Raw genomic sequence first — 21,423 nt, forward strand, 5'->3', positions numbered from 1 at the left:
AACGCGGCTCCATCTCGAAAAAACGTCAGACAACAATGTTCACAATCCTCTGCGGAACCACGATGACTTTTTTGGGCTCGCCACCGGCAAGAATGGATTTGACGGCATCCAGCGCAAGGGCGGCCGCTCGGACCGCATCTTGATCCGCATCGCGCGCGATTGTCAATTCGCCGCGCTTCTTGCCGTTGACCTGAACGGGCATGACCACATCGTTTTCCTCGACCAGCGAGGGTACAAAAGTTGGCCACGGCGTCTGGGCGACGAGACCCTCGTTGCCCAGCGCCGACCAGCATTCTTCGGCCAGATGCGGCGTCATGGGGGCAATGATGCGAATGAGGATTTCGACGGCATCACGCGCCGCCGCCTTGACGTCATCAGGCTTGCCACCAGCCGCGACATCCGCCAGCGGAGCTGCGAGCGCGTTGACCAGTTCGTAGATGCGGGCGATCGCCTTGTTGAAGGCAAGCTTGTCCAGATCCTCCTGAACGGCCTTCAGCGTCTTGTGGGCTGCCTTGGATACTGCCAGGCCCTCGCCCTCGCTCGCGGGCTTCGGCGTGACGCTCTTCAGCTCGGTCGCGACTTCGCCGATGATGCGCCAGACGCGCTGTACGAAGCGGTTTGAGCCTTCCACACCGGCTTCGGACCAGATGACGTCGCGGTCGGGCGGAGAATCCGACAGGACGAAGAAGCGAGCGGTATCCGCACCGTAGGATGCGATGATGTCATCCGGGTCGACCACGTTCTTCTTCGACTTCGACATCTTCTCGATCGAGCCGATCTTCACTTCCGCACCGGAGGACAAGAGGAATGCCCGGCGGGCACCGTCAGTCTCTTCGATGCGCAGGTCGGCGGGCGCTACCCATTCACGGGTCAGGCCTTCACCGTGGCTGTAGGTCTCGTGCACAACCATGCCCTGCGTGAACAGGCCCTTGAAGGGCTCCTTGACGCCGACATGGCCGGTCTCGCGCATGGCGCGGGTGAAGAAGCGCGAATAGAGCAAGTGCAGAATAGCATGCTCGATGCCGCCGATATACTGGTCCACCGGCAGCCAGTGGTTTGCGGCCTTCGGATCCGTCGGCTCATCTTCCCAAGGCGCGGTGAAGCGCGTGTAGTACCAGCTGGAATCGACGAATGTGTCCATCGTGTCGGTTTCACGGCGTGCGTCATGGCCGCATTGCGGGCAGGCAACGTGACGCCATGTGGGGTGGCGATCCAGTGGGTTGCCGGGCACGTCGAAGGTCACGTCGTCGGGCAGCTTGACCGGCAGGTCCTTCTTCGGAACCGGAACTACGCCGCAGACTTCGCAATGGATGACGGGTATCGGGCAACCCCAGTAACGCTGGCGGGAAATGCCCCAGTCGCGCAGGCGGAAATTGACCTTGCGCTCGGCCTGCGGCGTGTTGCCCAGCGTCTGGGCAGAGAGCTTCTGCACGACCGCCTCAAAGGCGTCAGTCGTGTTCATGCCGTTCAGGAAGCCGGAGTTGATCATCACGCCATCATCGGTGAAGGCGACGTCTTCAATGGTGAAGCTGGCAGCGTCGGGGCCTTCCGGCGCCACGACGGCCACCACGGGCAAATCGTATTTACGGGCGAAATCCAGATCGCGCTGGTCACCCGAAGGGCAGCCAAATATCGCGCCGGTGCCGTAGTCCATCAGCACGAAGTTGGCGACATAGACCGGCAGTTCCCACGTCGGGTCCAGCGGATGCACGACCTTGACGCCGGTATCGATACCCTTCTTTTCCGCTGTTTCCAGCGCTGCGAGAGACGTGCCATGGCGGCGGCACTCGTCGCAGAACTCGGCAATATCAGGGTTCTTCTCCGACAGCTCTCTTGCCAGCGGATGGTCGGCGGCGATTGCCAGGAAGGATGCGCCGAACAGGGTGTCGGGACGCGTGGTATAAACGGTGATATCGGCAAAGCCTTCCGGCACTGTGCCAGCAACGGTCTGCCAGCGCAGCGACAGGCCTTCGGAGCGGCCGATCCAGTTCTTCTGCATCAGGCGTACTTTTTCCGGCCACTGATCCAGCGTGTCCAGCTCGTCCAGCAGATCCTGGCTGAAATCGGTGATTCGGAAGAACCACTGCGTCAATTCGCGCTGTTCGACCAGCGCGCCGGAACGCCAGCCGCGGCCGTCGATGACCTGCTCATTGGCCAGAACGGTATGGTCGACCGGATCCCAGTTGACCTTGGACTGCTTGCGGTAGACCAGACCCTTTTCCATGAAATCGACGAACAGCGCCTGCTGGCGGTGGTAATATTCCACATCGCAAGTCGCAAATTCGCGGGTCCAGTCCAGCGACAGGCCCATGGATTTCAGCTGGCCACGCATGGTGGCGATGTTCTGATAGGTCCAGTCCTTCGGGTGAACCTTGTTCTGCATAGCCGCGTTTTCGGCAGGCATGCCGAAGGCGTCCCAGCCCATGGGGTGCAGAACGTTGAAGCCGCGCGCGCGCTTGTAGCGCGCCACGACATCGCCCATCGCGTAGTTGCGGACGTGGCCCATGTGAATGCGTCCCGACGGGTAGGGAAACATCTCTAGAACGTAATACTTCTCGCGCGGATCGCTGTTGTCGGTCACGAAAACCTTGTCTTCGTTCCATTTCTGCTGCCAGCGCGGCTCGGCGTCGCGAGGATTGTAACGTTCGATGGCCATTGTTTAGAATTCCGGGTATCGAGGGGAAAAATTTGCGCTGACCTTCACCATGAAACGACCGGGGCGTCAAGTTTGGCGGGGCCTCCGGGCGTTCAATCTTGGCCAGCGTGCCTCAAATGGTGCTAAACCCGCTTGGCATCAAGGCAATCGGCGTCTAGTTAGCGTTCAGAATGTTTCAAATAGAGGTCCTGTGATGGAAATCGAAGCACGTCTTGAGGATGTCAGGCAACGCATAGCGGAGACAGCGGAAAAGTCCGGCCGCAAGGCGACGGATGTTTCTCTCGTCGCCGTCTCGAAGACATTCGATGCGCAAGAGATCCAGCCGGTCATCGACAGCGGCCAGCGCGTGTTCGGCGAGAACCGCGTACAGGAAGCGCAGGGCAAGTGGCCTGCGCTTAAAGAAAAGACATCGGGTATAGAGCTGCACCTGATCGGGCCGCTGCAATCCAACAAGGCGGCGGATGCCGTTGCGCTGTTCGACGTCGTACAGAGCGTTGATCGGGAGAAGATCGCCCGTGCGCTTTCCGAGGAATGCGTCAAACAGGGCCGCAGCCTTCGTTTTTATGTGCAGGTCAATACCGGGCTGGAGCCACAGAAGGCTGGCATCGATCCACGCGAGACGGTCGCCTTCGTGGCTTTTTGCCGGGACGAGCTGAAATTGTCGGTCGAGGGCCTGATGTGCATTCCGCCTGCGGATGAAAATCCCGGTCCGCATTTTGCGCTTCTGGCGAAGCTTGCCAGACGATGCGGCCTCGAGAAGCTCTCCATGGGCATGTCGGGGGACTTCGAGACGGCGATAGAATTCGGCGCCACCAGTGTGCGTGTCGGCTCGGCAATCTTCGGTGCCCGCTAGAGCATTTCCGGTAAAGCGCATAGCCGGTTTACTGGAAGTGCCCTGAAGCTCTGAAAACAAAAACCCGGCACGACGGCCGGGTTTTCATAAACGGAAAGACTTTCGATCAGTAGTGATCGTCCTCGTCTTCGTCCTTCGGAGCCGATTTCAACGAGCTGAGCTTCTTGAAGACGGCGTCCGCGTCGATCTGCTTTTCTTCTTCGTCGCGCTGGAAGTTGTAATCCAGACCTTCCGTCGCCGTTGCCGGCTGCAGCGTGTTGCCAAGCTCTTCTGCTGTCGGCAGCGGGCGGCCGCGCGATGCGCGTTCAACTTCAAGATCGAGATCGATCTGGCTGCAGAGACCAAGCGTTACCGGATCCATCGGGGTGAGGTTTGCCGAGTTCCAGTGGGTGCGGTCGCGGATCTGCTCGATGGTGGATTTGGTGGTGCCAACAAGACGCGAAATCTGCGCGTCCTTCAGCTCAGGATGATTGCGGACCAGCCAGAGAATGGCGTTCGGACGATCCTGACGCTTGGAAACCGGCGTGTAGCGCGGGCCACGGCGCTTGGATTCCGGCACACGAACCTTTGGCTCGGAAAGCTTGAGCTTGTGGTTCGGGTTGCCTTCAGCGCGGGCGATCTCGTCGCGGGAAAGCTGTCCGGTCGCGATCGGGTCGAGACCCTTGATGCCCTGCGCGGCTTCACCGTCGGCGATTGCCTTGACTTCAAGCGGATGCAGTTTGCAGAACGTGGCGATCTGATCGAACGACAGCGCGGTGTTGTCTACCAGCCATACAGCCGTAGCTTTTGGCATGAGCAATTGTTGAGCCATAGATACAGTCCTTCTGTCCGTCCGCGCCGGGGTCGCGGGCGTGGTATCAACCACTGATTTCCGGGATATTGGCGCTCTATAACCGGATTGCATCATAATTGCAATTCTTTGCGAAACAAATGCCTTTGTCTAATTGCCGTGTGCATTTGAACTGCTATGAATTCAACACATGCCTGAGGTGGGAGTCTCAAGGTCGCGCATATCAAGCCATATCTGGTTCCAGGAGGAGTTCATGTCTGCCAAAATCTACCCCGTGCTCAAATCGGCGAAAGCCCGCACGCTCATCGACAATGAGCGTTACCAGAAATGGTATCAGGAGAGCGTCGAGGATCCCGAGAAGTTCTGGGACAAGCACGGCCGGCGGATCGACTGGTTCAAGCCCTATACCAAGGTCAAGAACACGTCCTTCAAGGGAAGAGTGCCGATCAAGTGGTTCGAGGACGGCCTGACGAACGTCTCCTACAACTGTATCGACCGGCACCTGAAGACGCATGGCGAACGCACGGCGATCATCTGGGAAGGTGACAATCCCTATATCGACAAGAAGATCACCTACAATCAGCTCTATGACTATGTCTGCCGCCTGGCGAACGTGCTGAAGAAGCATGGTGTCAAGAAGGGCGACCGGGTCACCATCTATATGCCGATGATACCCGAGGCGGCCTATGCCATGCTCGCCTGCGCCCGCATCGGCGCCATTCATTCGGTAGTGTTCGGCGGCTTCTCGCCGGAAGCCCTGGCCGGCCGCATCGTCGATTGCCAGTCCACCTTCGTCATCACCTGCGATGAAGGCGTGCGTGGCGGCAAGCCGATCCCGCTCAAGGAAAATACCGACAAGGCGATCGATATTGCCGCCAAGCAATATGTCATCGTCAACAAGGTTCTGGTCGTGCGCCGCACCGGCGGCAAGACCGGCTGGGCGCCCGGCCGCGACATCTGGTACCATCAGGAAATCGCCACGGTGAAACCGGATTGCCCGCCGGTGAAGATGAGGGCGGAAGATCCGCTGTTCATCCTCTACACGTCAGGCTCCACCGGCAAGCCGAAGGGCGTGCTGCACACCACGGGCGGCTATCTCGTTTATACGTCGATGACGCATGAATACGTCTTCGACTACAAGGACGGGGAGGTCTTCTGGTGTACCGCCGATGTCGGCTGGGTCACCGGCCATTCCTACATCGTCTACGGGCCGCTGGCGAACTGTGCGACGACGCTGATGTTCGAAGGCGTTCCCAACTTCCCGGATCAGGGACGGTTCTGGGAAGTCATCGACAAGCACAAGGTCAACATCTTCTACACCGCACCGACGGCGCTCCGATCCCTGATGGGGGCGGGCGACCAGTTCGTCACGCGTTCGTCGCGCGAAAGCCTGCGGCTTCTCGGCACGGTGGGCGAGCCGATCAATCCCGAAGCGTGGGAGTGGTATTACCATGTGGTCGGCGAGGACAAGAGCCCCATCGTCGATACCTGGTGGCAGACGGAAACGGGCGGCATTCTCATCTCGCCGCTGCCGGGTGCGACGGACCTGAAGCCGGGTTCGGCGACAAGGCCGTTCTTCGGCGTGCAGCCGCAGCTGGTCGATGCAGAAGGCAACGTGCTGGAGGGGCCGGCCGACGGCAATCTCTGCATCATCGACAGCTGGCCGGGCCAGTCGCGGTCCGTTTACGGGGATCACCAGCGCTTCGTCGACACCTATTTCTCGACCTATAAGGGCAAGTATTTCACCGGTGACGGCTGCCGGCGCGATGAGGACGGTTATTACTGGATCACTGGCCGCGTCGATGACGTGCTTAACGTCTCCGGCCACCGCCTCGGCACCGCCGAAGTCGAGTCGGCACTTGTTTCGCATCATCAGGTTTCGGAAGCGGCGGTCGTGGGTTACCCGCATGCCATCAAGGGCCAGGGCATTTATTGTTATGTCACGTTGATGGCGGGCCAGAGCGGCGACTATGCGTTGCGCGAGGAGCTGGTAAAGCACGTCCGCAACGAGATCGGGCCGGTTGCGACGCCAGACAAGATCCAGTTCGCGCCAGGCCTGCCGAAGACCCGTTCGGGTAAGATCATGCGGCGTATTCTGCGCAAGATCGCCGAGGATGATTTCGGCGCGCTTGGGGATACATCGACGCTTGCAGATCCCGCGGTGGTCGAAGATCTCATCGCCAACCGGCAAAACCGCACGGCGTCCTGATTTTCTGGAAGAGGCTGCTTTGGCAGCCTTTTTCTTTTCTGTATTCGCATAAACAAAAACACCCGGAGGCTGACCTCCGGGTGTTTTAATTTTATCCAGACAGGATTACTGGCCGCGGATCTTCTTCAGGTCCGCCAGAACGGCGTCAACGACGTCGGCACCGATTTCAGCCTTGTGCTTTTCGTAAACGACCATCGACTTTTCGCGGATACGTGCCTGCTCTTCCGCAGACAGCGAGTTCACTTCAAGTCCTGCAGCCTTGATCTTTTCCAGCGACTTCTGGTTCAGTTCGCGGATGACCTTTCGCTCTTCGTCACGGCCGACGACTGCGCATTCGCGCAGGGCCGTCTGTTCTTCGGGCGTGTAGCTGTCGAAGATCGGCTTGGAGAAGAGGAAGAGGAACGGCGTGTAGGCGTGGTTCGTCTCGGTGATGTACTTCTGCACCTCGTAGAACTTGGAGGTGTCGATCGTCACATAGGGGTTTTCCTGTGCGTCGATCGCGTTGGTTTCAAGTGCCGAGAACACTTCACCGAAAGCCATCGGCGTTGCATTGGCGCCGAGGTTCTGGAAGGTGTCGAGGAAGATGTTGTTCTGCATCACGCGAACCTTCAGGCCGGAAAAGTCTTCCCACTTGTTCACGGCGTGCTTGGAGTTCGAGAGGTTGCGGAAACCGTTTTCCCAGTAGGCCAGGTTTACGAGGCCCTGTTCTTCCAGCTTCTTGTTCATCATGTCGCCGAAGGCGCCGTCCATCACGGCATCGGCTTCCTTGGCATTGGAAAACAGGAACGGCAGGTCGAAGACGCCGAGCGACGGGATCAGGCCGACGAGCGGTGACGAGGACGTAACAACCGCTTCCTGAACGCCGGAGCGCAGGGCCTGCGTCGCCTGAAGGTCGCCGCCGAGAGCGCCGCCCCAGAATGCCGTCAGCTTCAGCTTGCCGCCCGACTTGTCGTCGAGGCAGGCCTGCATGGCCTTGATGCCGTTGCCGACCGGGTGGTCCTGGTTGATGCCGTTCGAAACGCGGATGTTGCGGCTGTTGAATTCAGCCATTGCCGGGGCTGCGGCGCCCACCGCGAAAGCGATGGCCGTGGTGGTCAGAAGAAGCTTTCTCATAATATCCTCCCTTGGATTTTGGTTGAGAAGTGGCGATTAACGAAGGTACTGCAACGGAACCATCACGATGTCCGGGAAAACCACGAGCAACGCCAGAACGATGGTTTCTGCAACGAGGAAAGGCCAGACACCGATCGTGACCTTGCCGAGCGGGATGCGTCCGACGCCTGAGACGACGTTCAGCACGACACCGACCGGCGGGGTAATCAGGCCGATGGCATTGTTGATGATGAAGAGGACGCCGAAATAGACCGGGTCGATGCCTGCCTGCTTGACGATTGGCATCAGAACGGGCGTCAGGATCAGGATGGTCGGTGTAAGGTCGAGCGCGGTTCCTACGATGAAGACCAGCACCATCATGGCAACCATCAGAAGCATCGGACGATCGATCAGCGGTTCGATATAACCGGCGACTTCGTTTGGAATGTTCGCAGCCGTGATGAGCCATGCGGAGACGAGGGCTGCGCAGACAAGGAACATGATGATCGAGGTGCTCTTGGCAGCGCGCAGAAGAACGTGGAACAGATCCGCCGGCTTCAGTTCGCGGTAGATCACCATGCCGACGAAAAGAGCGTAGCCGGCAGCGACAACGGCGGCTTCCGTCGGCGTCATGATGCCTGCCTTGATGCCGCCCAGAATGATGACCGGCATGCCAAGCGCCCAGCCGGCGCGGACCGTGGCAACCAGACGTTCCTTGCCCGAGGTCTTGGGCAGCGGCTTGATGTTATCCTTTCGGACCACGATCAGCCAGGCGATGATCAGCGAAATGCCCATCAGAATGCCGGGTACGATACCGGCAAGGAAAAGCTGGGTGATCGAAACGTTTGCGGCGACGCCGAAGACGATGAAGGCCATGGAAGGCGGAATGACCGGGGCAATGATGCCGCCTGCAGCGATGAGGCCGCCGGAGCGCGGAATGTTGTAACCAGCTTTCGCCATCATCGGGATGAGGATCGCGGCAAGGGCTGCGGTGTCGGCAGCGGCCGAACCGGAGATGCTGGCCATGATGATGGCCGCGACAATCGCCACGATGCCGAGACCGCCCCTGATATGGCCCACAAGCGCAATCGCAAAGTCGATGATGCGGCGGGAAAGACCACCGGAGTTCATCAGTTCGCCAGCCAGAATGAAGAAGGGGATGGCGAGCAGCGTGAAGGTGTCCGCGCCCGAGATCATGTTCTGGGCGATGATCGCGGTGTTGAACATGCCCATGTACCACATGAGCACGACGCCACAGAACATCAGCGAGAAAGCGACGGGAACGCCAATCGCCATGGCTCCGAGAAGAGAGCCGACAAAAACGAAAAGTGTCATGGTATCAGCGCTCCGAAAGCTGTTCGATCGTGAGGTTCTCGCCGGCGAACTGGGCGATTTCATCCTCTGTCACGCGGCCCGTCACATAACGGTAGAGGCGTTCCAGAGCGATGATGAACATCAGGCCGCCGGTGAACATGCCGATGCCGTAGACCCAGATCATCGACAGCTTGGTGACAGGCGCATGCATGCTGGCGTTGATGGCGGACTGCTTCCATGTTCCCCAGAAGAAGATGGCGGAACAGCCCAGAATGATAATGTTCGACAAGACCATGCACACGACACGGGCGCGGCGCGACAGGAACATCACGAGAGTTTCGATGCCCATATGGCTGTTTTCACGGAAGGTCAGTACGGCGCCGATGAAGGTCAGCCATACGAAGAAGTATCGCGACAATTCTTCCGAGATATTGATGCCGGAATTCATCGTGTAACGCATGACAACGTTGACGAAGACCATGATCGACATGCCGGCGAGCAGCAGGACGAGAATGATTTCGAGAATCCGGTAAAAGAGATTGATGGTCTTTTGCATTTTCCCCTCCCGAAGAAATATCTGGAGCATTTTCGACGAAGGATCGCCCTCAATGCTCCACCTATGGGTTTTCGCAATTCTGGGCGCAAAACCGCGATGCAGTTTTGCTGGATTGCCTAGAGCAGCCCGCGTTTCGCCAGGTTGCGCATGAGGGCCGCGGTGCCGAATGTCCATTCCGGGCATTCGTCTGTCGTCGTGACCCAGTTGATCAGCTTGCCGAGCTTGGGCGTGGAGATTTCGACACGGTCGCCCTTGGAGTGGGTGAAGCCGAGACCCGGGCCATGGCGGTCCTTTACCGGCGCGAACATCGTACCAAGGAAAAAGACGGCGCCGTCAGGATACTGATGGTTGCGGTTCAAGAGCTGGGAAGCGAGGTTTTCCGGCGTGCGGCTGATCGCCTGCATTGCGCTTGCACCCGTCATGGTGAAGCCGTCCTCACCTTCGACCAGAAGCGATATCTGCGCCTTCTTCACGTCTTCGATGGTAAAGCGTCCATCAAACAGGCGGATGAAGGGACCGATTGCGCAGGATGCGTTGTTGTCTTTTGCCTTGCTGAGCAGGAGGGCGGAGCGGCCCTCGAAGTCACGCAGGTTGACGTCGTTGCCGAGCGTCGCGCCAACGATACGGCCGTCGGAGGCAATGGCCAGCACCACTTCCGGCTCCGGGTTGTTCCACTGCGACTTCGGGTGAACGCCGATCAGCGCGCCGCAGCCGACGGAGGCCATGGCCTGCGCCTTGGAGAATATCTCCGCATCCGGACCGATGCCAACTTCCAGATATTGCGACCACAGGCCCATTTCCTGCAGCAGTTTCTTCACTTCGGCTGCTTTTTCCGAACCGGCCTCAAGTCCCTTGAGATTGTCGCCGAGAACCGGCGCCAGCCGTCCGCGTATTTCCTGCGCGCGAAGTGGATCGCCCTTAGCCTGCTCCTCGATCACGCGTTCCAGCATGCTGTCGGCGAAGGTCACGCCTGCAGCCTTGACGGCCTGAATATCGTTGGGGGCGAGAAGTTCACCAGCGGAGCCATCCAGAAAGGCCTCGAGCGCGCCAAGCGCCACGAATGTGCCGGTGTCTGCAAGCAGCTCCACCAGATCCGTCTTTTCCAGAAGTTCCGACATGGTCGGCGAAAGAGAGGTGAGGTCGTATAGCACGCCGCCCTTTAGCAGAACGGGGCAGGGGCCGCCTTCGCTTTTCGACCATACGCGGCCGACGAGCAGGGCGTTTCCAAAGTCTTCAGGCAAAATAGCGGTAGCGTCGATGGACCTTGAGCCGGTCATATATATCCTCCCCTTCAGCCCTCCGACAGCCGCCTCCTGCGGTCATATTGTCTGGATGTCTGACAACCTAATCTCATTCTTCTTAGTATGACTTTTACAGCGAGTCTAGCGGCACCGCAGACAAAATTATCGTCTTTCGCCTCTGGATTGCCGGAAAGCAGCGAAACCTGTCCTATAGCTTTGCCGTTTAAGCTTCTGTTTGCGGCTCAGAAGATATCCAGTTCCAGATTGACCCGGCTTGCTGCCCCGAGCAGATGTTTGCGCATCGCATCCTTGGCCGCAGTCGCATCGGCGCGTTCGACGGCTTCGAAGATTGCCACATGTTCGGCGATCGTCACCTCGAGGATTTCCCCGAAAATAGCACGGGAGAAGGCGATGTTGATAGCCGAGCTGATGCGTTCTGCGATAAAGCCGAGAAACATCAGGAAATATTCGTTCTGCGTCGCTTCCGCCAGAATACGGTGAAAGTCGAGATCGGCCGCAACGCCCTCCGTCGACCAGTCGTCGGTCGTTCGCATCTTTTCCAGTGCCGCCGCCAGCCGCGCCAGCTGCTGCGGGTTGCGGTGGAGTGCCGCCAGACCCGCCGCCTCGATTTCCATCGGCATGCGAAGCTGGAAGAGATCGCGGAAATTTTCCGGATCGTTCAGACGGGACCGCTCGATGCGAATGGACAGTCTCTGCCGGGGATCGGTGACGAAAGCGCCCACGCCTTGCCGTGTTTCGACAAAACCTTCGTTGCGCAATTGCGCTATCGCTTCACGGATGACCGAGCGGCTGACGCCGAAGGTTTTCGCCAGAACATGTTCCGTGGGCAGCCTGTCGCCCGGCCCGAGTTTCGAATCATTGATTTCGCGGGCGATCTCCGCGGCGATCCGGCCGGGCAGATGATCGTTGCGATGTATCTGACTGAACTCCAGCGTCATGATTGCTCCCGTTCCACAGAAACGATTGGTCCGTTTTTTCCCGCGGCAGGCGACTTCCTCCTTCGCCGTCAGCGGGGTTTTCAGAGGCGGCGTATTCCGCCGCCTTTGCTGTTTGTCGATTAGCTATCCGGTTGCAGGGTTATCTGGCAACCGGGATTCATCCGCAAATCGGGGTCAAAGGCATTTTTCAAACCCGTGATCATCCGGCGCTGCACATCAGATAGCCGGCTTTCGAAATCGGAGCGTTTCAGGCGGCCGATGCCGTGCTCGGCGCTGATGCTGCCGACGTAACGGTCAAGGACTTCGTTGACGAGGGTTTTCGATTTGTAGATGAAGGCTTCGCGCTCCTGCGGCGTTGCTCCGTTTGGCGGCAGCACGTTGAGATGGACGTTGCCGTCTCCGACATGGCCATAGGAAACCGCCAGGCATTCCGGCAGTTTTTCCGCCAGTTCAGCCTCTGCTTCGGCCACGAACGCCGCAAGTTTTGACAGCGGCACGGAAATATCGGTGCGCATATGGCTGCCGCGCAGCGCCTGACCCTCGTTCATGCCCTCGCGGAAAAGCCACAGCGATTGCGCCTGTGCTCGCGAGGAGGCGATGACGCCGTCCAGCACCAGACCGTCTTCCATGACGCCCTCGAGGAACCGTCCCATCAGGTCGGCAGTGTCTACTAGCCCCGAGCCGGAAATTTCCATCAGCACATAGGCCGGATAATCTCCGGCGATCGGCATTTTAAGGTCAGGGATTGCTTCGATTGCGAGTGTGAAGGCGACGGGCGGCATGAATTCGAAGGCGGACATCAGGTCGCAGCATTCGCGGCGGGCGCGGCGATAAAGCTTGATGGCGTCATCCAGCGAATTTAGGCCGAGCAGTGCCGTCTCGACATGTTCTGGATTGGGGTAGAGCTTTACGGACACGGCCGTGATGATGCCGAGTGTTCCTTCCGCGCCGATGAAAAGCTGCTTCAGGTCAATGCCACGATTGTCCTTACGCAGCGTCGACAGGCCATTCCAGATCGTGCCATCAGGCAATACCACTTCGAGACCCAGCACCAGTTCGCGGGTCATGCCGTAACGCAGAACGTTGATGCCGCCAGCATTGGTGGAGACGTTGCCGCCGATGCGGCAGCTGCCCTGCGCGCCGAGCGACAGCGGAAAGAACATTCCCTTGTCCTGAACCGCATCCTTGAATTCCGACAGAATACAGCCGGCTTCAACGACAGCCGAAAAATCGTCGCTGTCTATGGTGCGGATGGCGTTCATGCGCTCGAGGCTCAGCACGACCTGACGCTTTGGCTCATCGGGAATGCCGCCGAGCACCAGCCCGGTATTGCCGCCCTGAGGGATGATGGCGAGACCGAGTTCGGCGCAGGCGCGAACCGTATCGGAGACTTCCTTGGTCGAACGGGGGCGGATGACGGCTACCGCCGAACTGGTGACGTCGCCATGCCAGTCGCGGCAATAGCGCAGCATGTCTTCCTGCGATGTCAGCAGCAACGCCTCGCCCAGCCTGTTCTTCAGCGAGAACCGCAATTCCTCGATATCGTGTTCGCTCACGATCGTCATTCCACCCTCTCCGTCCAATCCGCCCTAAAATATCCGGGCAAAGGTCTTTCGCCCTTGCTTTTGCCGGTTTGTGAAAAAATACTATTTTCAATCAAACCATATAAGGTTATCAGACAACCTTACAAGCTAATTTATCGGTTCATGAGCCGATGATGTTTTTTCGGTCTCGGGAGAATGACCGGGCCAAAGAGGAGGAAGATATGCATATCGCAATCATCGGTGCTGCAGGCATGGTTGGCCGTAAGCTGACGCAGCGTCTCGTCAAGGATGGATCGCTTGGCGGCAAGTCGATTGACAGATTCACGCTTATCGACGTGTTTCAGCCTGAAGCGCCCGCCGGCTTCTCCGGTGCGGTTGATGCGCGCGCAGCCGATCTGTCCGCGCCGGGCGAAGCCGAAAAGCTGGTCGAAGCCCGCCCCGATGTGATCTTTCATCTTGCTGCCATCGTATCCGGTGAAGCCGAACTTGATTTCGACAAGGGCTACCGTATCAATCTCGATGGCACGCGTTATCTCTTCGACGCCATCCGCATTGCCAACGGCAAGGACGGTTACAAGCCGCGCGTGGTCTTCACCTCGTCGATCGCCGTATTCGGTGCGCCGCTCCCCTATCCGATTCCGGATGAGTTCCACGCCACGCCGCTGACCAGCTACGGCACGCAGAAAGCGATCTGCGAGCTGCTGCTCTCTGACTATAGCCGTCGCGGTTTCTTCGACGGTATCGGCATTCGCCTGCCGACGATCTGCATTCGCCCCGGCAAGCCGAATGCGGCCGCTTCCGGCTTCTTCTCCAACATCCTGCGCGAGCCGCTGGTCGGCCAGGAAGCGGTTCTGCCGGTGCCGGAAAGCATTCGCCATTGGCACGCTTCGCCGCGTTCCGCTGTTGGTTTCCTTCTTCATGGCGCAACGATCGACGTGGAAAATGTCGGTCCGCGCCGCAACCTGTCCATGCCCGGCCTCAGCGCCACCGTTGGCGAACAGATTGAAGCGCTGCGCAAGGTTGCAGGCGAAAAGGCCGTTGCCCTCATTCGCCGCGAGCCGAATGAGATGATCATGCGCATGTGCGAAGGCTGGGCGCCCGGTTTCGAAGCAAAGCGCGCCCGTGAACTTGGCTTTACGGCTGAAAGCTCCTTCGAAGAGATCATTCAGGTTCATATCGAGGACGAACTGGGAGGTTCACTGAAATGAGTGTCGGCGGGGAGGAGAAGAAGCGGTCGGTTGCCTTTATCGGAACAGGCCTGATGGGCGGGCCGATGGCCCGGCGTCTGCTGGGCGCGGGCTTTTCGGTTGCGGTGTGGAACCGCAGCGTCGAAAAGGCTGAGGCGCTGGTTGCCGATGGCGCGGTTCTCGCGGCATCGCCGGCCGAAGCCGCCAGGGGTGCCGATATCGTCATCACCATGCTGAGCGATGGCAAAGCCGTGGGCGAGGTGCTGTTCGAGGCGGGTGTGGCCGAAGCGCTGGAAAAAGGCGCTGTTGTCATCGACAGCAGCTCCATTGCGCCGCCTATTGCGCGCGAACACTCCTCCCGGCTACGGGCAATGGGCATTCATCATGTCGATGCGCCGGTCTCCGGCGGTGTGCCGGGCGCAACGGCGGGTACGCTCGCGATCATGGCCGGTGGCGATGAGGCGCTGATCTCTGGTCTTTCGGATTTCTTCGCGCCGATGGGCAGGCTCACCTATGTCGGCCCCTCCGGTGCGGGCCAGCTATGCAAACTCGCAAACCAGCAGATCGTCGCCATCACCATCGGCGCGGTTGCCGAGGCGATGATGCTTGTGGAAGCGGGCGGGGCATCCCGCGAAGGGTTCCGTAACGCCATACGTGGCGGTTTTGCCGAAAGCCGGATATTGGAATTGCACGGCGAACGCATGGTGAAGCGCGATTTCGCGCCAGGCGGACCCTCCAAGTTCCAGCTCAAGGATCTGAACGGGGTGCTGGCGACGGCGAAGGATTTGTCCCTGACGTTGCCTTTGACCCAGCAGGTAACGCGGGAGTTCGATGATTTCGTCAGCGATGGTGGAGCCGATATCGACCATAGCGGTATCCTGCTTTACCTCGAAAAACTCAACAACCGGGAACAGGGCTGAGGCGGTCTCATGAGCGACGACAAGACACCCGTGCGGCGGCTGCGATCCCAGGACTGGTTCGACAACCCTGACCATCTCGACATGACGGCGCTCTATCTGGAGCGCTTCATGAATTATGGCGTGACGCCGGAAGAGCTGCGTTCCGGTAAGCCGGTCATCGGCATCGCGCAGAGCGGCAGCGACCTGACGCCCTGCAACCGCGTCCATGTCGAACTGGTCAAGCGGGTGCGCGATGGTATCCGTGATGCGGGCGGCATCCCCATCGAGTTTCCGACCCATCCGATGTTCGAAAACTGCAAGCGACCGACAGCGGCGCTTGACCGCAATCTTGCTTATCTCAGCCTGGTGGAAGTGCTTTACGGTTATCCGCTCGATGGCGTCGTGTTGACCACGGGCTGTGACAAGACCACGCCTTCGGCGCTGATGGCGGCAAGCACGGTTGATATTCCGGCTATCGTCTTATCCGGTGGGCCGATGCTCGACGGATATCATGACGGCGATCTGGTTGGTTCCGGCACGGTCATCTGGCGCATGCGCCGCAAATACGGCGCCGGCGAAATCACCCGCGAGGAATTCCTGCAGGCGGCGCTCGAATCCGCTCCTTCGGTCGGTCACTGCAACACCATGGGCACGGCCTCTACCATGAATGCCATTGCCGAAGCGCTCGGCATGTCGCTGACCGGCTGCGGCGCAATCCCGGCCGCTTACCGCGAACGCGGCCAGATGGCCTATCGCACCGGCCGCCGTGCCGTCGAACTGGTTGTCGAGAATATCAAGCCTTCGGATATCATGACGCGCGAGGCGTTTTTGAACGCGATCCGCGTCAATTCGGCGATCGGCGGTTCGACAAATGCCCAGCCGCATCTGGCGGCGATGGCGAAACATGCGGGCGTCGAACTTCGCGAGGAAGATTGGCAGGTTCACGGTTATGACATTCCGCTCATCGCCAATGTCCAGCCCGCCGGAAAATGGCTGGGCGAGAAATATCACCGTGCCGGCGGTACGCCCGCCATCATGTGGGAGCTTCTGAAGGCAGGCAAGCTTGACGGGAGCTGTCCGACCGTGACCGGCAAGACCGTGGCGGAAAATCTGGACGGGCGGGAATCGACCGACCGCGATGTGATACTGCCTTACGATAAGCCGCTCAAGGAACGGGCCGGTTTCCTCGTCCTCAAGGGCAATCTGTTCGATTTCGCCATCATGAAGACGAGCGTGATCTCGGCGGAATTCCGGCAGCGTTATCTGAGCGAGCCGGGTCGTGAGGGGATTTTCGAGGGCAAATGTGTGGTTTTCGATGGTTCGGAAGACTATCACGCCCGTATCAACGATCCGTCTCTCGATATCGATGAGCGCACCATTCTCGTCATTCGCGGGGCCGGACCGCTCGGCTGGCCGGGTTCGGCTGAGGTCGTCAACATGCAGCCGCCGGACGCGCTGTTGAAAAAAGGCATAACCAGCCTGCCGACAATCGGCGACGGCCGGCAATCGGGAACCGCGGATAGCCCGTCGATCCTCAATGCCTCGCCAGAAAGTGCCGCCGGTGGAGGACTGGCATGGCTTCGCACGGGTGATGTAATCCGCATCGACTTCAATCAGGGCAAGTGCGACGCGTTGGTACCGGATGCAGAGCTTGCTGCCCGAAAGGCCGATGGCATTCCTGCGGTGCCTGCGGATGCCACGCCCTGGCAGCGCATCTATCGTCAATCGGTGACCCAGCTTTCGGACGGTGCGGTTCTGGAAGGGGCCGCGGATTTCCGCCGGATTGCCGAGAAGATGCCCCGGCACAACCATTGACCATTCATTTGCAAGCGCATGACGAAAGATCCCCGGCCAAGACCGGGGATTTTTCTTGTCCAGCCGGTTTCACTATTAATTGCGACCTCCTAATGTACACCCAACATCCGCATTACAGGGGCAGGGCATGACAGATATTTCGATGATTGAGGCAGCGCGCCAGCGCATCGGCGAACATGCGGTGCGGACACCGCTTCTGTCGTCGCATTTTCTGGATGAGATTGCCGGGCGAAAGCTGTTCGTGAAGGCCGAGTGCCTGCAAAGAACGGGTTCGTTCAAATTTCGCGGCGGCTGGTCGGCGGTATCCGGTCTGCCGGCCGATGTGCGCGCCCGTGGCGTGATCGCCTTTTCCTCGGGCAACCATGCGCAGGGCGTCGCGCTTGCTGCTCGTCTGCACGGCGTTCCTGCCGTCATCATCATGCCGTCCGATGCACCAAAAATCAAAATCGACAATACCCGCGACTATGGTGCGGAAGTGGTGCTCTACGACCGGGCGAATGACGATCGCGACGCCATTGGCGACCGCCTGTCGAGCGAGCGCGGACTGACCCTTATCAGGCCCTACGACGAACCGCTGGTGATTGCAGGGCAGGGGACTGTCGGGCTGGAAATCGCCGAACAGGGCTTGGAACTCGGTATCGATGCGGCCGAGGTTCTCGTGCCCTGCGGCGGCGGCGGCCTCACATCCGGCATCTCCCTTGCCCTTGCGGCGAAAGCGCCGAACTACAAGGTCAGGACGTCAGAACCCGAGCGGTTCGACGATGTGGCGCGCTCACTCGCAGCGGGCAAGATCGAGCGGAATGCAACGACTTCCGGTTCGATCTGCGATGCAATCGTCACGCCTCAGCCCGGTAACATCACCTTCCCGATTATGGTTGGGCTTTGCGGAAAAGGCATTGCCGTGACCGAAGAGGAAGCACTGCGGGCCATGGTTCTCGCCTTCAACAGGCTGAAGGTCGTCGTCGAGCCGGGCGGCGCGGTGGCCTTGGCGGCGGCGCTGTTTCACGGGAAAGAGCTGGAGAGCGAAACGGTGATTGCGGTTGCCTCCGGCGGCAATGTCGATCCGGAGATCATGGCGAGCGCATTGTCCCGTTTCGGCTGAGATCAGATGGGATCAGGCCTCGAGCCGAGCCGCAACCTCGTTGGCTATCGCCAGCGAGGCGGTGAGGCCGGGGCTTTCGATGCCGAAAAGATTGACGAGACCGGCAAGGCCGTGGCTTTCCGGCCCGTCGATGCGAAAATCCATGGCCGGTTCGTCGGGTCCTGAAATCTTCGGCCGGATGCCCGAATAGGCCGGGATCAGCGCGTGTTCCGGTAGGCCCGGCCAATAGCGGCGGATCGCGTCGCCAAAACCCTCCATGCGGCGGGGATCGACGGCATAATCAATGGTGTCGACCCACTCCACATCCGGCCCGAAACGGGCCTGACCGGCAAGATCCAGCGTCAGATGCACGCCGAGGCCGTGGGTGTGCGGAGCGGGGTAGATGAGCCGTGAAAAAGGCGACTTGCCGGTCAGCGAAAAATAGCTGCCTTTGGCGAAACGCGCCTCCGGGATTGTATGCTTCGGCAATCCCTCGATCTGTTTTGCCGCCAGCGGTGCCAGAAGGCCGGCGGAGTTGACGAGTAGCCGGCATGTCAGGCTGAGAGGTTCCTTGCCGCCAACGTGAACGCGGAAACCGTTGCCGGTCGCTTCCGCGCTTTCGAATGGTGCATTCAGGGCGAGGGCTGCGCCATGGTCTTGCGCGTCGCCGAGCAGCGCCAGCATATAACCATGGCTGTCAATGATGCCGGTCGAAGGTGAAAGCAGGGCCGCTACGCAGTTGAGCGCAGGCTCGAGCGACAGCGCCTGCGTGGCATCGACCAGTTCGAGGTCGTCGCAGCCATTGGCGTTACCCTTTTCCTTGAGGGCCGCCAAGAGAGCCGTCTCGTCCGCGTTCGCTGCCACGATGAGTTTGCCGCAGCGGCGGTGCGAAACGCCATGGCTCTGGCAGAACGTATAAAGCCGCTCCCTGCCTTCAACGCAAAGGCGTGCCTTGAGGCTGCCTTCAGGATAATAAAGCCCGGCGTGAATAACCTCGCTGTTGCGCGAAGAGGTGGCGGAACCGAATTCCTTTTCGCCTTCGAGGATGATGACGGAAAGACCACGCATCGCCAGCTCGCGGGCCGTCGCCAGTCCGATCACCCCGGCTCCTATGATGATGGCGTCGATATCCGTCATGGTCCTTATCCGAGCCTGCCAATGATTTTGAACGGAAATGCCGTTTGCGACGTTGATCCTGCGCAATGGGTAGATTGATGCTTGTCCGGCGGCAAGTCGCGATCCGTATTTTTCCCAATGCGCCGAACTTATGGAATTTTATCTCTACTGAAACAGTGGGGAATAAAGCTATTCTTTACGGGAAATAAGCAGTGCCCGCTTTGACGGGCCGAGCAGGGAAGGGAGTTGTACAATGTCTTATTCCAAGGCCGGAAAAGCAAAAGACTTTGTCTCGCAGCCCCAGTCGCAGCGAAACTGGAGAGATTCGGTTCACGCGGCTCTTGTCGGCGTGTGCGTGGCTTTTGTCGCGGCGGTCATACTCGGTCTCGTTCCCTGATCCTCCCAGATTTTCTCATCAGGAAACTTGAGAAAAAAAGGCCGGTCGCTCCTCCGACCGGCCTTTTTATATTCATTCACGCCTTGAGATAATCCTCCGCCAGATCGACCCAGAAGGCGGTTCCGATTGGCAGGATATCGTCGTTGAAGTCGAATTTCGGATGGTGCAGCGGCGGGTCGTTTTCGGTGCGCGCGGTACCGAGGAAGAAGTAGCAGCCGGGCCGTTTTTCAAGCATGTAGGCGAAGTCTTCCGCGCCCATGGACGGGCGCTGCATTTCGACCACCTTTTCCGCCCCGGCAAAACGACGGGCCAGACCGGCGACATAGTCCGTTTCCGCCTTGTGGTTGACTGTCGCATTGTAGCCGCGCTCGTAATCGAGCGTGACACTCATGCCATAGCTGGCCGCCTGGCCTTCGGCTATCGCACGGATACGCTTTTCCAGTTCGTCGCGCACACCCGCGTCAAAGGAACGGATGGTGAGCAGCATTTCCGCCTTCTCGGGAATGACGTTGCTCGCAACGCCAGCATGAAATGCGCCAACAGTGACGACCGCCGATAGTTGCGGATGGATGTTACGGGACACCACCGTCTGCAAGGCCATGATGATACTGGCGCCCGCAACGATAGGGTCGGCCGCATCCTGCGGTTCGGCGCCGTGGCCGCCATATCCGTTGACGGTGATCCTGCATTCATCGACGGCGGCAAGGATCGGGCCGTCGCGCAGGACGAATTGTCCGAAGGGTACGCCGGGATCGTTATGGAGGGCAAAAACCGCATCGCATGGGAAGCGGTCGAACAGTCCGTCCTCGATCATGATGCGGGCGCCGCCGAAATTCTCCTCCGCCGGCTGGAAGATCAGATGCAGGGTCCCATCGAAATTCCTGCGTTCGGCGATGATCTTCGCGGCCCCCAGGAGCATGGCCGTGTGTCCGTCATGGCCGCAGGCATGCATGACGCCATCATTGGCGCTTGCATATTCCGCTCCGGTTTCCTCACGGATCGGCAGGGCATCGATATCGGCGCGAATGCCGAGCGTGCGGGCACTGTCGCCATTGCGGAGCGTGGCGACGATACCGGTTCCGGCAAGTCCGCGCGTTACTTCGTAACCCATTTCCACCAGCTGTCCGGCAATGAAATCCGAGGTCTGGAATTCGGAAAGACCGATTTCGGGATGCCGGTGCAGGTGGCGGCGGATTGCCACCACATCCGGCATATGGTTGGCGAAGGAGGCAATGTTTGCGGTCTGTCTGGTCATTTTCGAAGTCCCTGGTTACGCCGCTTTTTTCCAGCGCTTTTTGCAAATTTCATAGCAGCATATACGCGGGCATGTAAGGGGCGTTCCCGGAGCCGGAATGCCTTGAAATTCATCGCTTGCATCGTATCGCGACAGGTGGCATGGAACTATAGACGTCCTGGGGCATTAGCGTTTCGGATGTGGCGCAGGCCTTCTCGGCCTCGCGTTGCCCTTCAGGTGTCAAAGGGGGACTATCTGACGTTGCGCGAACAATTTTCGCCGTGGGGGAAGGTGCGAAATCCGGTTGGAACGGCATTGCCGGGCCATAGGGCGAAATTTTCCTGTCGTCGAAAATCCATTCTCCGCAGAGATCCCCGGCTTTGCATGGTCGGAGGGATCGCGCAGCAAAACGCCGTGCTTGCGGATATTCGCCGTTTGACGATGCGTTGCACACAACGTCTGATCCGGTTCACCGAAGGT

At 59.4% G+C, this 21,423-nt stretch carries 16 protein-coding genes; 6 read left to right on the plus strand and 10 right to left on the minus strand.

Translation table 11 applies throughout. The features are described 5' to 3' along the window. Nucleotides 1-25: 25 nt before the first annotated feature. Nucleotides 26-2,656 carry a leucine--tRNA ligase gene (gene leuS / locus AC1DCP_RS12085; protein ID WP_003516514.1) on the minus strand — a complete coding sequence of 877 codons (2,631 nt, stop codon included), beginning with the start codon at nucleotides 2,654-2,656 and terminating at the stop codon, nucleotides 26-28. Between the two features lie 193 nt (nucleotides 2,657-2,849). Here leuS and AC1DCP_RS12090 point away from each other — a divergent pair, with 193 nt between their 5' ends. Next, nucleotides 2,850-3,509, plus strand: coding sequence for a YggS family pyridoxal phosphate-dependent enzyme (locus AC1DCP_RS12090; RefSeq protein WP_476774299.1), 660 nt, complete (start codon nucleotides 2,850-2,852; stop codon nucleotides 3,507-3,509). A gap of 106 nt (nucleotides 3,510-3,615) precedes the next feature. Here the strand turns inward: AC1DCP_RS12090 and AC1DCP_RS12095 are convergent, their stop codons facing one another. Continuing rightward, complete coding sequence (locus AC1DCP_RS12095; RefSeq protein ID WP_003516519.1) at nucleotides 3,616-4,320, minus strand: DUF1013 domain-containing protein; 705 nt, start codon at nucleotides 4,318-4,320, stop codon at nucleotides 3,616-3,618. Between the two features lie 232 nt (nucleotides 4,321-4,552). On the opposite strand from AC1DCP_RS12095, the gene acs reads away from it, so the two are divergent. After that, nucleotides 4,553-6,508 (plus strand): acetate--CoA ligase, encoded by a 1,956-nt coding sequence (gene acs / locus AC1DCP_RS12100; protein WP_003516521.1) that lies wholly within the window; start codon nucleotides 4,553-4,555, stop codon nucleotides 6,506-6,508. Between the two features lie 105 nt (nucleotides 6,509-6,613). On the opposite strand, the gene AC1DCP_RS12105 is transcribed toward acs, so the two are convergent. From AC1DCP_RS12105 to AC1DCP_RS12130, 6 genes are all read right to left on the minus strand, one after another. Beyond that, entirely contained in the window at nucleotides 6,614-7,621 is a 1,008-nt protein-coding gene (locus AC1DCP_RS12105) for a TRAP transporter substrate-binding protein (protein ID WP_003516523.1), read from the minus strand. Nucleotides 7,622-7,657: 36 nt separating this feature from the next. Continuing rightward, the gene (locus AC1DCP_RS12110) at nucleotides 7,658-8,935 is read right to left on the minus strand and encodes a TRAP transporter large permease (protein WP_019566002.1); all 1,278 of its coding nucleotides are present in this window, start codon (nucleotides 8,933-8,935) and stop codon (nucleotides 7,658-7,660) included. Between the two features lie 4 nt (nucleotides 8,936-8,939). After that, nucleotides 8,940-9,470 carry a TRAP transporter small permease gene (locus AC1DCP_RS12115; RefSeq protein ID WP_003516529.1) on the minus strand — a complete coding sequence of 177 codons (531 nt, stop codon included), beginning with the start codon at nucleotides 9,468-9,470 and terminating at the stop codon, nucleotides 8,940-8,942. Between the two features lie 116 nt (nucleotides 9,471-9,586). Further along, nucleotides 9,587-10,747, minus strand: a complete 1,161-nt coding sequence (locus tag AC1DCP_RS12120) for a fumarylacetoacetate hydrolase family protein (protein ID WP_065688698.1) — start codon at nucleotides 10,745-10,747, stop codon at nucleotides 9,587-9,589. A 206-nt stretch (nucleotides 10,748-10,953) separates the two neighbouring features. Then, nucleotides 10,954-11,670: a FadR/GntR family transcriptional regulator gene (locus AC1DCP_RS12125; RefSeq protein ID WP_003516533.1), complete on the minus strand. Its 717-nt coding sequence runs from the start codon at nucleotides 11,668-11,670 to the stop codon at nucleotides 10,954-10,956. Nucleotides 11,671-11,789: 119 nt separating this feature from the next. Then, nucleotides 11,790-13,235 carry an FAD-binding oxidoreductase gene (locus AC1DCP_RS12130; protein ID WP_003516535.1) on the minus strand — a complete coding sequence of 482 codons (1,446 nt, stop codon included), beginning with the start codon at nucleotides 13,233-13,235 and terminating at the stop codon, nucleotides 11,790-11,792. A 200-nt stretch (nucleotides 13,236-13,435) separates the two neighbouring features. Between AC1DCP_RS12130 and denD the strand changes: the two genes are divergently transcribed. The 4 genes from denD (at nucleotide 13,436) to AC1DCP_RS12150 (ending at nucleotide 18,217) form a co-directional block, all read left to right on the plus strand. Further along, nucleotides 13,436-14,422 carry a D-erythronate dehydrogenase gene (denD, locus tag AC1DCP_RS12135; RefSeq protein ID WP_038492495.1) on the plus strand — a complete coding sequence of 329 codons (987 nt, stop codon included), beginning with the start codon at nucleotides 13,436-13,438 and terminating at the stop codon, nucleotides 14,420-14,422. Beyond that, nucleotides 14,419-15,321, plus strand: coding sequence for an NAD(P)-dependent oxidoreductase (locus AC1DCP_RS12140; protein ID WP_065688697.1), 903 nt, complete (start codon nucleotides 14,419-14,421; stop codon nucleotides 15,319-15,321). The genes denD and AC1DCP_RS12140 overlap by 4 nt, the downstream gene beginning before the upstream one ends. Nucleotides 15,322-15,330: 9 nt before the next feature. Further along, nucleotides 15,331-17,115: an IlvD/Edd family dehydratase gene (locus AC1DCP_RS12145; protein WP_003516539.1), complete on the plus strand. Its 1,785-nt coding sequence runs from the start codon at nucleotides 15,331-15,333 to the stop codon at nucleotides 17,113-17,115. A 127-nt stretch (nucleotides 17,116-17,242) separates the two neighbouring features. Further along, nucleotides 17,243-18,217, plus strand: a complete 975-nt coding sequence (locus AC1DCP_RS12150) for a threonine ammonia-lyase (RefSeq protein WP_013636952.1) — start codon at nucleotides 17,243-17,245, stop codon at nucleotides 18,215-18,217. Between the two features lie 12 nt (nucleotides 18,218-18,229). Here the strand turns inward: AC1DCP_RS12150 and AC1DCP_RS12155 are convergent, their stop codons facing one another. Both AC1DCP_RS12155 and AC1DCP_RS12160 read right to left on the minus strand, forming a co-directional pair. Then, nucleotides 18,230-19,333 (minus strand): NAD(P)/FAD-dependent oxidoreductase, encoded by a 1,104-nt coding sequence (locus AC1DCP_RS12155; RefSeq protein ID WP_013636951.1) that lies wholly within the window; start codon nucleotides 19,331-19,333, stop codon nucleotides 18,230-18,232. A gap of 452 nt (nucleotides 19,334-19,785) precedes the next feature. Continuing rightward, nucleotides 19,786-20,964 carry a M20 aminoacylase family protein gene (locus tag AC1DCP_RS12160; protein ID WP_003516543.1) on the minus strand — a complete coding sequence of 393 codons (1,179 nt, stop codon included), beginning with the start codon at nucleotides 20,962-20,964 and terminating at the stop codon, nucleotides 19,786-19,788. Nucleotides 20,965-21,423 lie beyond the last annotated feature (459 nt).

The sequence above is a fragment of the Agrobacterium sp. 10T429 genome, from assembly GCF_056393925.1.

Bases quoted from the DNA above. Each gene is read 5' to 3' on its own strand.
- AC1DCP_RS12145 (WP_003516539.1), top strand. From the start codon at position 15,331: ATGAGCGACGACAAGACACCCGTGCGGCGGCTGCGATCCCAGGACTGG.
- AC1DCP_RS12090 (WP_476774299.1), top strand. From the start codon at position 2,850: ATGGAAATCGAAGCACGTCTTGAGGATGTCAGGCAACGCATAGCGGAG.
- AC1DCP_RS12095 (WP_003516519.1), bottom strand. From the start codon at position 4,320: ATGGCTCAACAATTGCTCATGCCAAAAGCTACGGCTGTATGGCTGGTA.
- AC1DCP_RS12150 (WP_013636952.1), top strand. From the start codon at position 17,243: ATGACAGATATTTCGATGATTGAGGCAGCGCGCCAGCGCATCGGCGAA.
- AC1DCP_RS12110 (WP_019566002.1), bottom strand. From the start codon at position 8,935: ATGACACTTTTCGTTTTTGTCGGCTCTCTTCTCGGAGCCATGGCGATT.
- leuS (WP_003516514.1), bottom strand. From the start codon at position 2,656: ATGGCCATCGAACGTTACAATCCTCGCGACGCCGAGCCGCGCTGGCAG.
- AC1DCP_RS12155 (WP_013636951.1), bottom strand. From the start codon at position 19,333: ATGACGGATATCGACGCCATCATCATAGGAGCCGGGGTGATCGGACTG.
- AC1DCP_RS12140 (WP_065688697.1), top strand. From the start codon at position 14,419: ATGAGTGTCGGCGGGGAGGAGAAGAAGCGGTCGGTTGCCTTTATCGGA.
- AC1DCP_RS12130 (WP_003516535.1), bottom strand. From the start codon at position 13,235: ATGACGATCGTGAGCGAACACGATATCGAGGAATTGCGGTTCTCGCTG.
- acs (WP_003516521.1), top strand. From the start codon at position 4,553: ATGTCTGCCAAAATCTACCCCGTGCTCAAATCGGCGAAAGCCCGCACG.
- AC1DCP_RS12120 (WP_065688698.1), bottom strand. From the start codon at position 10,747: ATGACCGGCTCAAGGTCCATCGACGCTACCGCTATTTTGCCTGAAGAC.
- AC1DCP_RS12115 (WP_003516529.1), bottom strand. From the start codon at position 9,470: ATGCAAAAGACCATCAATCTCTTTTACCGGATTCTCGAAATCATTCTC.
- AC1DCP_RS12105 (WP_003516523.1), bottom strand. From the start codon at position 7,621: ATGAGAAAGCTTCTTCTGACCACCACGGCCATCGCTTTCGCGGTGGGC.
- denD (WP_038492495.1), top strand. From the start codon at position 13,436: ATGCATATCGCAATCATCGGTGCTGCAGGCATGGTTGGCCGTAAGCTG.
- AC1DCP_RS12160 (WP_003516543.1), bottom strand. From the start codon at position 20,964: ATGACCAGACAGACCGCAAACATTGCCTCCTTCGCCAACCATATGCCG.
- AC1DCP_RS12125 (WP_003516533.1), bottom strand. From the start codon at position 11,670: ATGACGCTGGAGTTCAGTCAGATACATCGCAACGATCATCTGCCCGGC.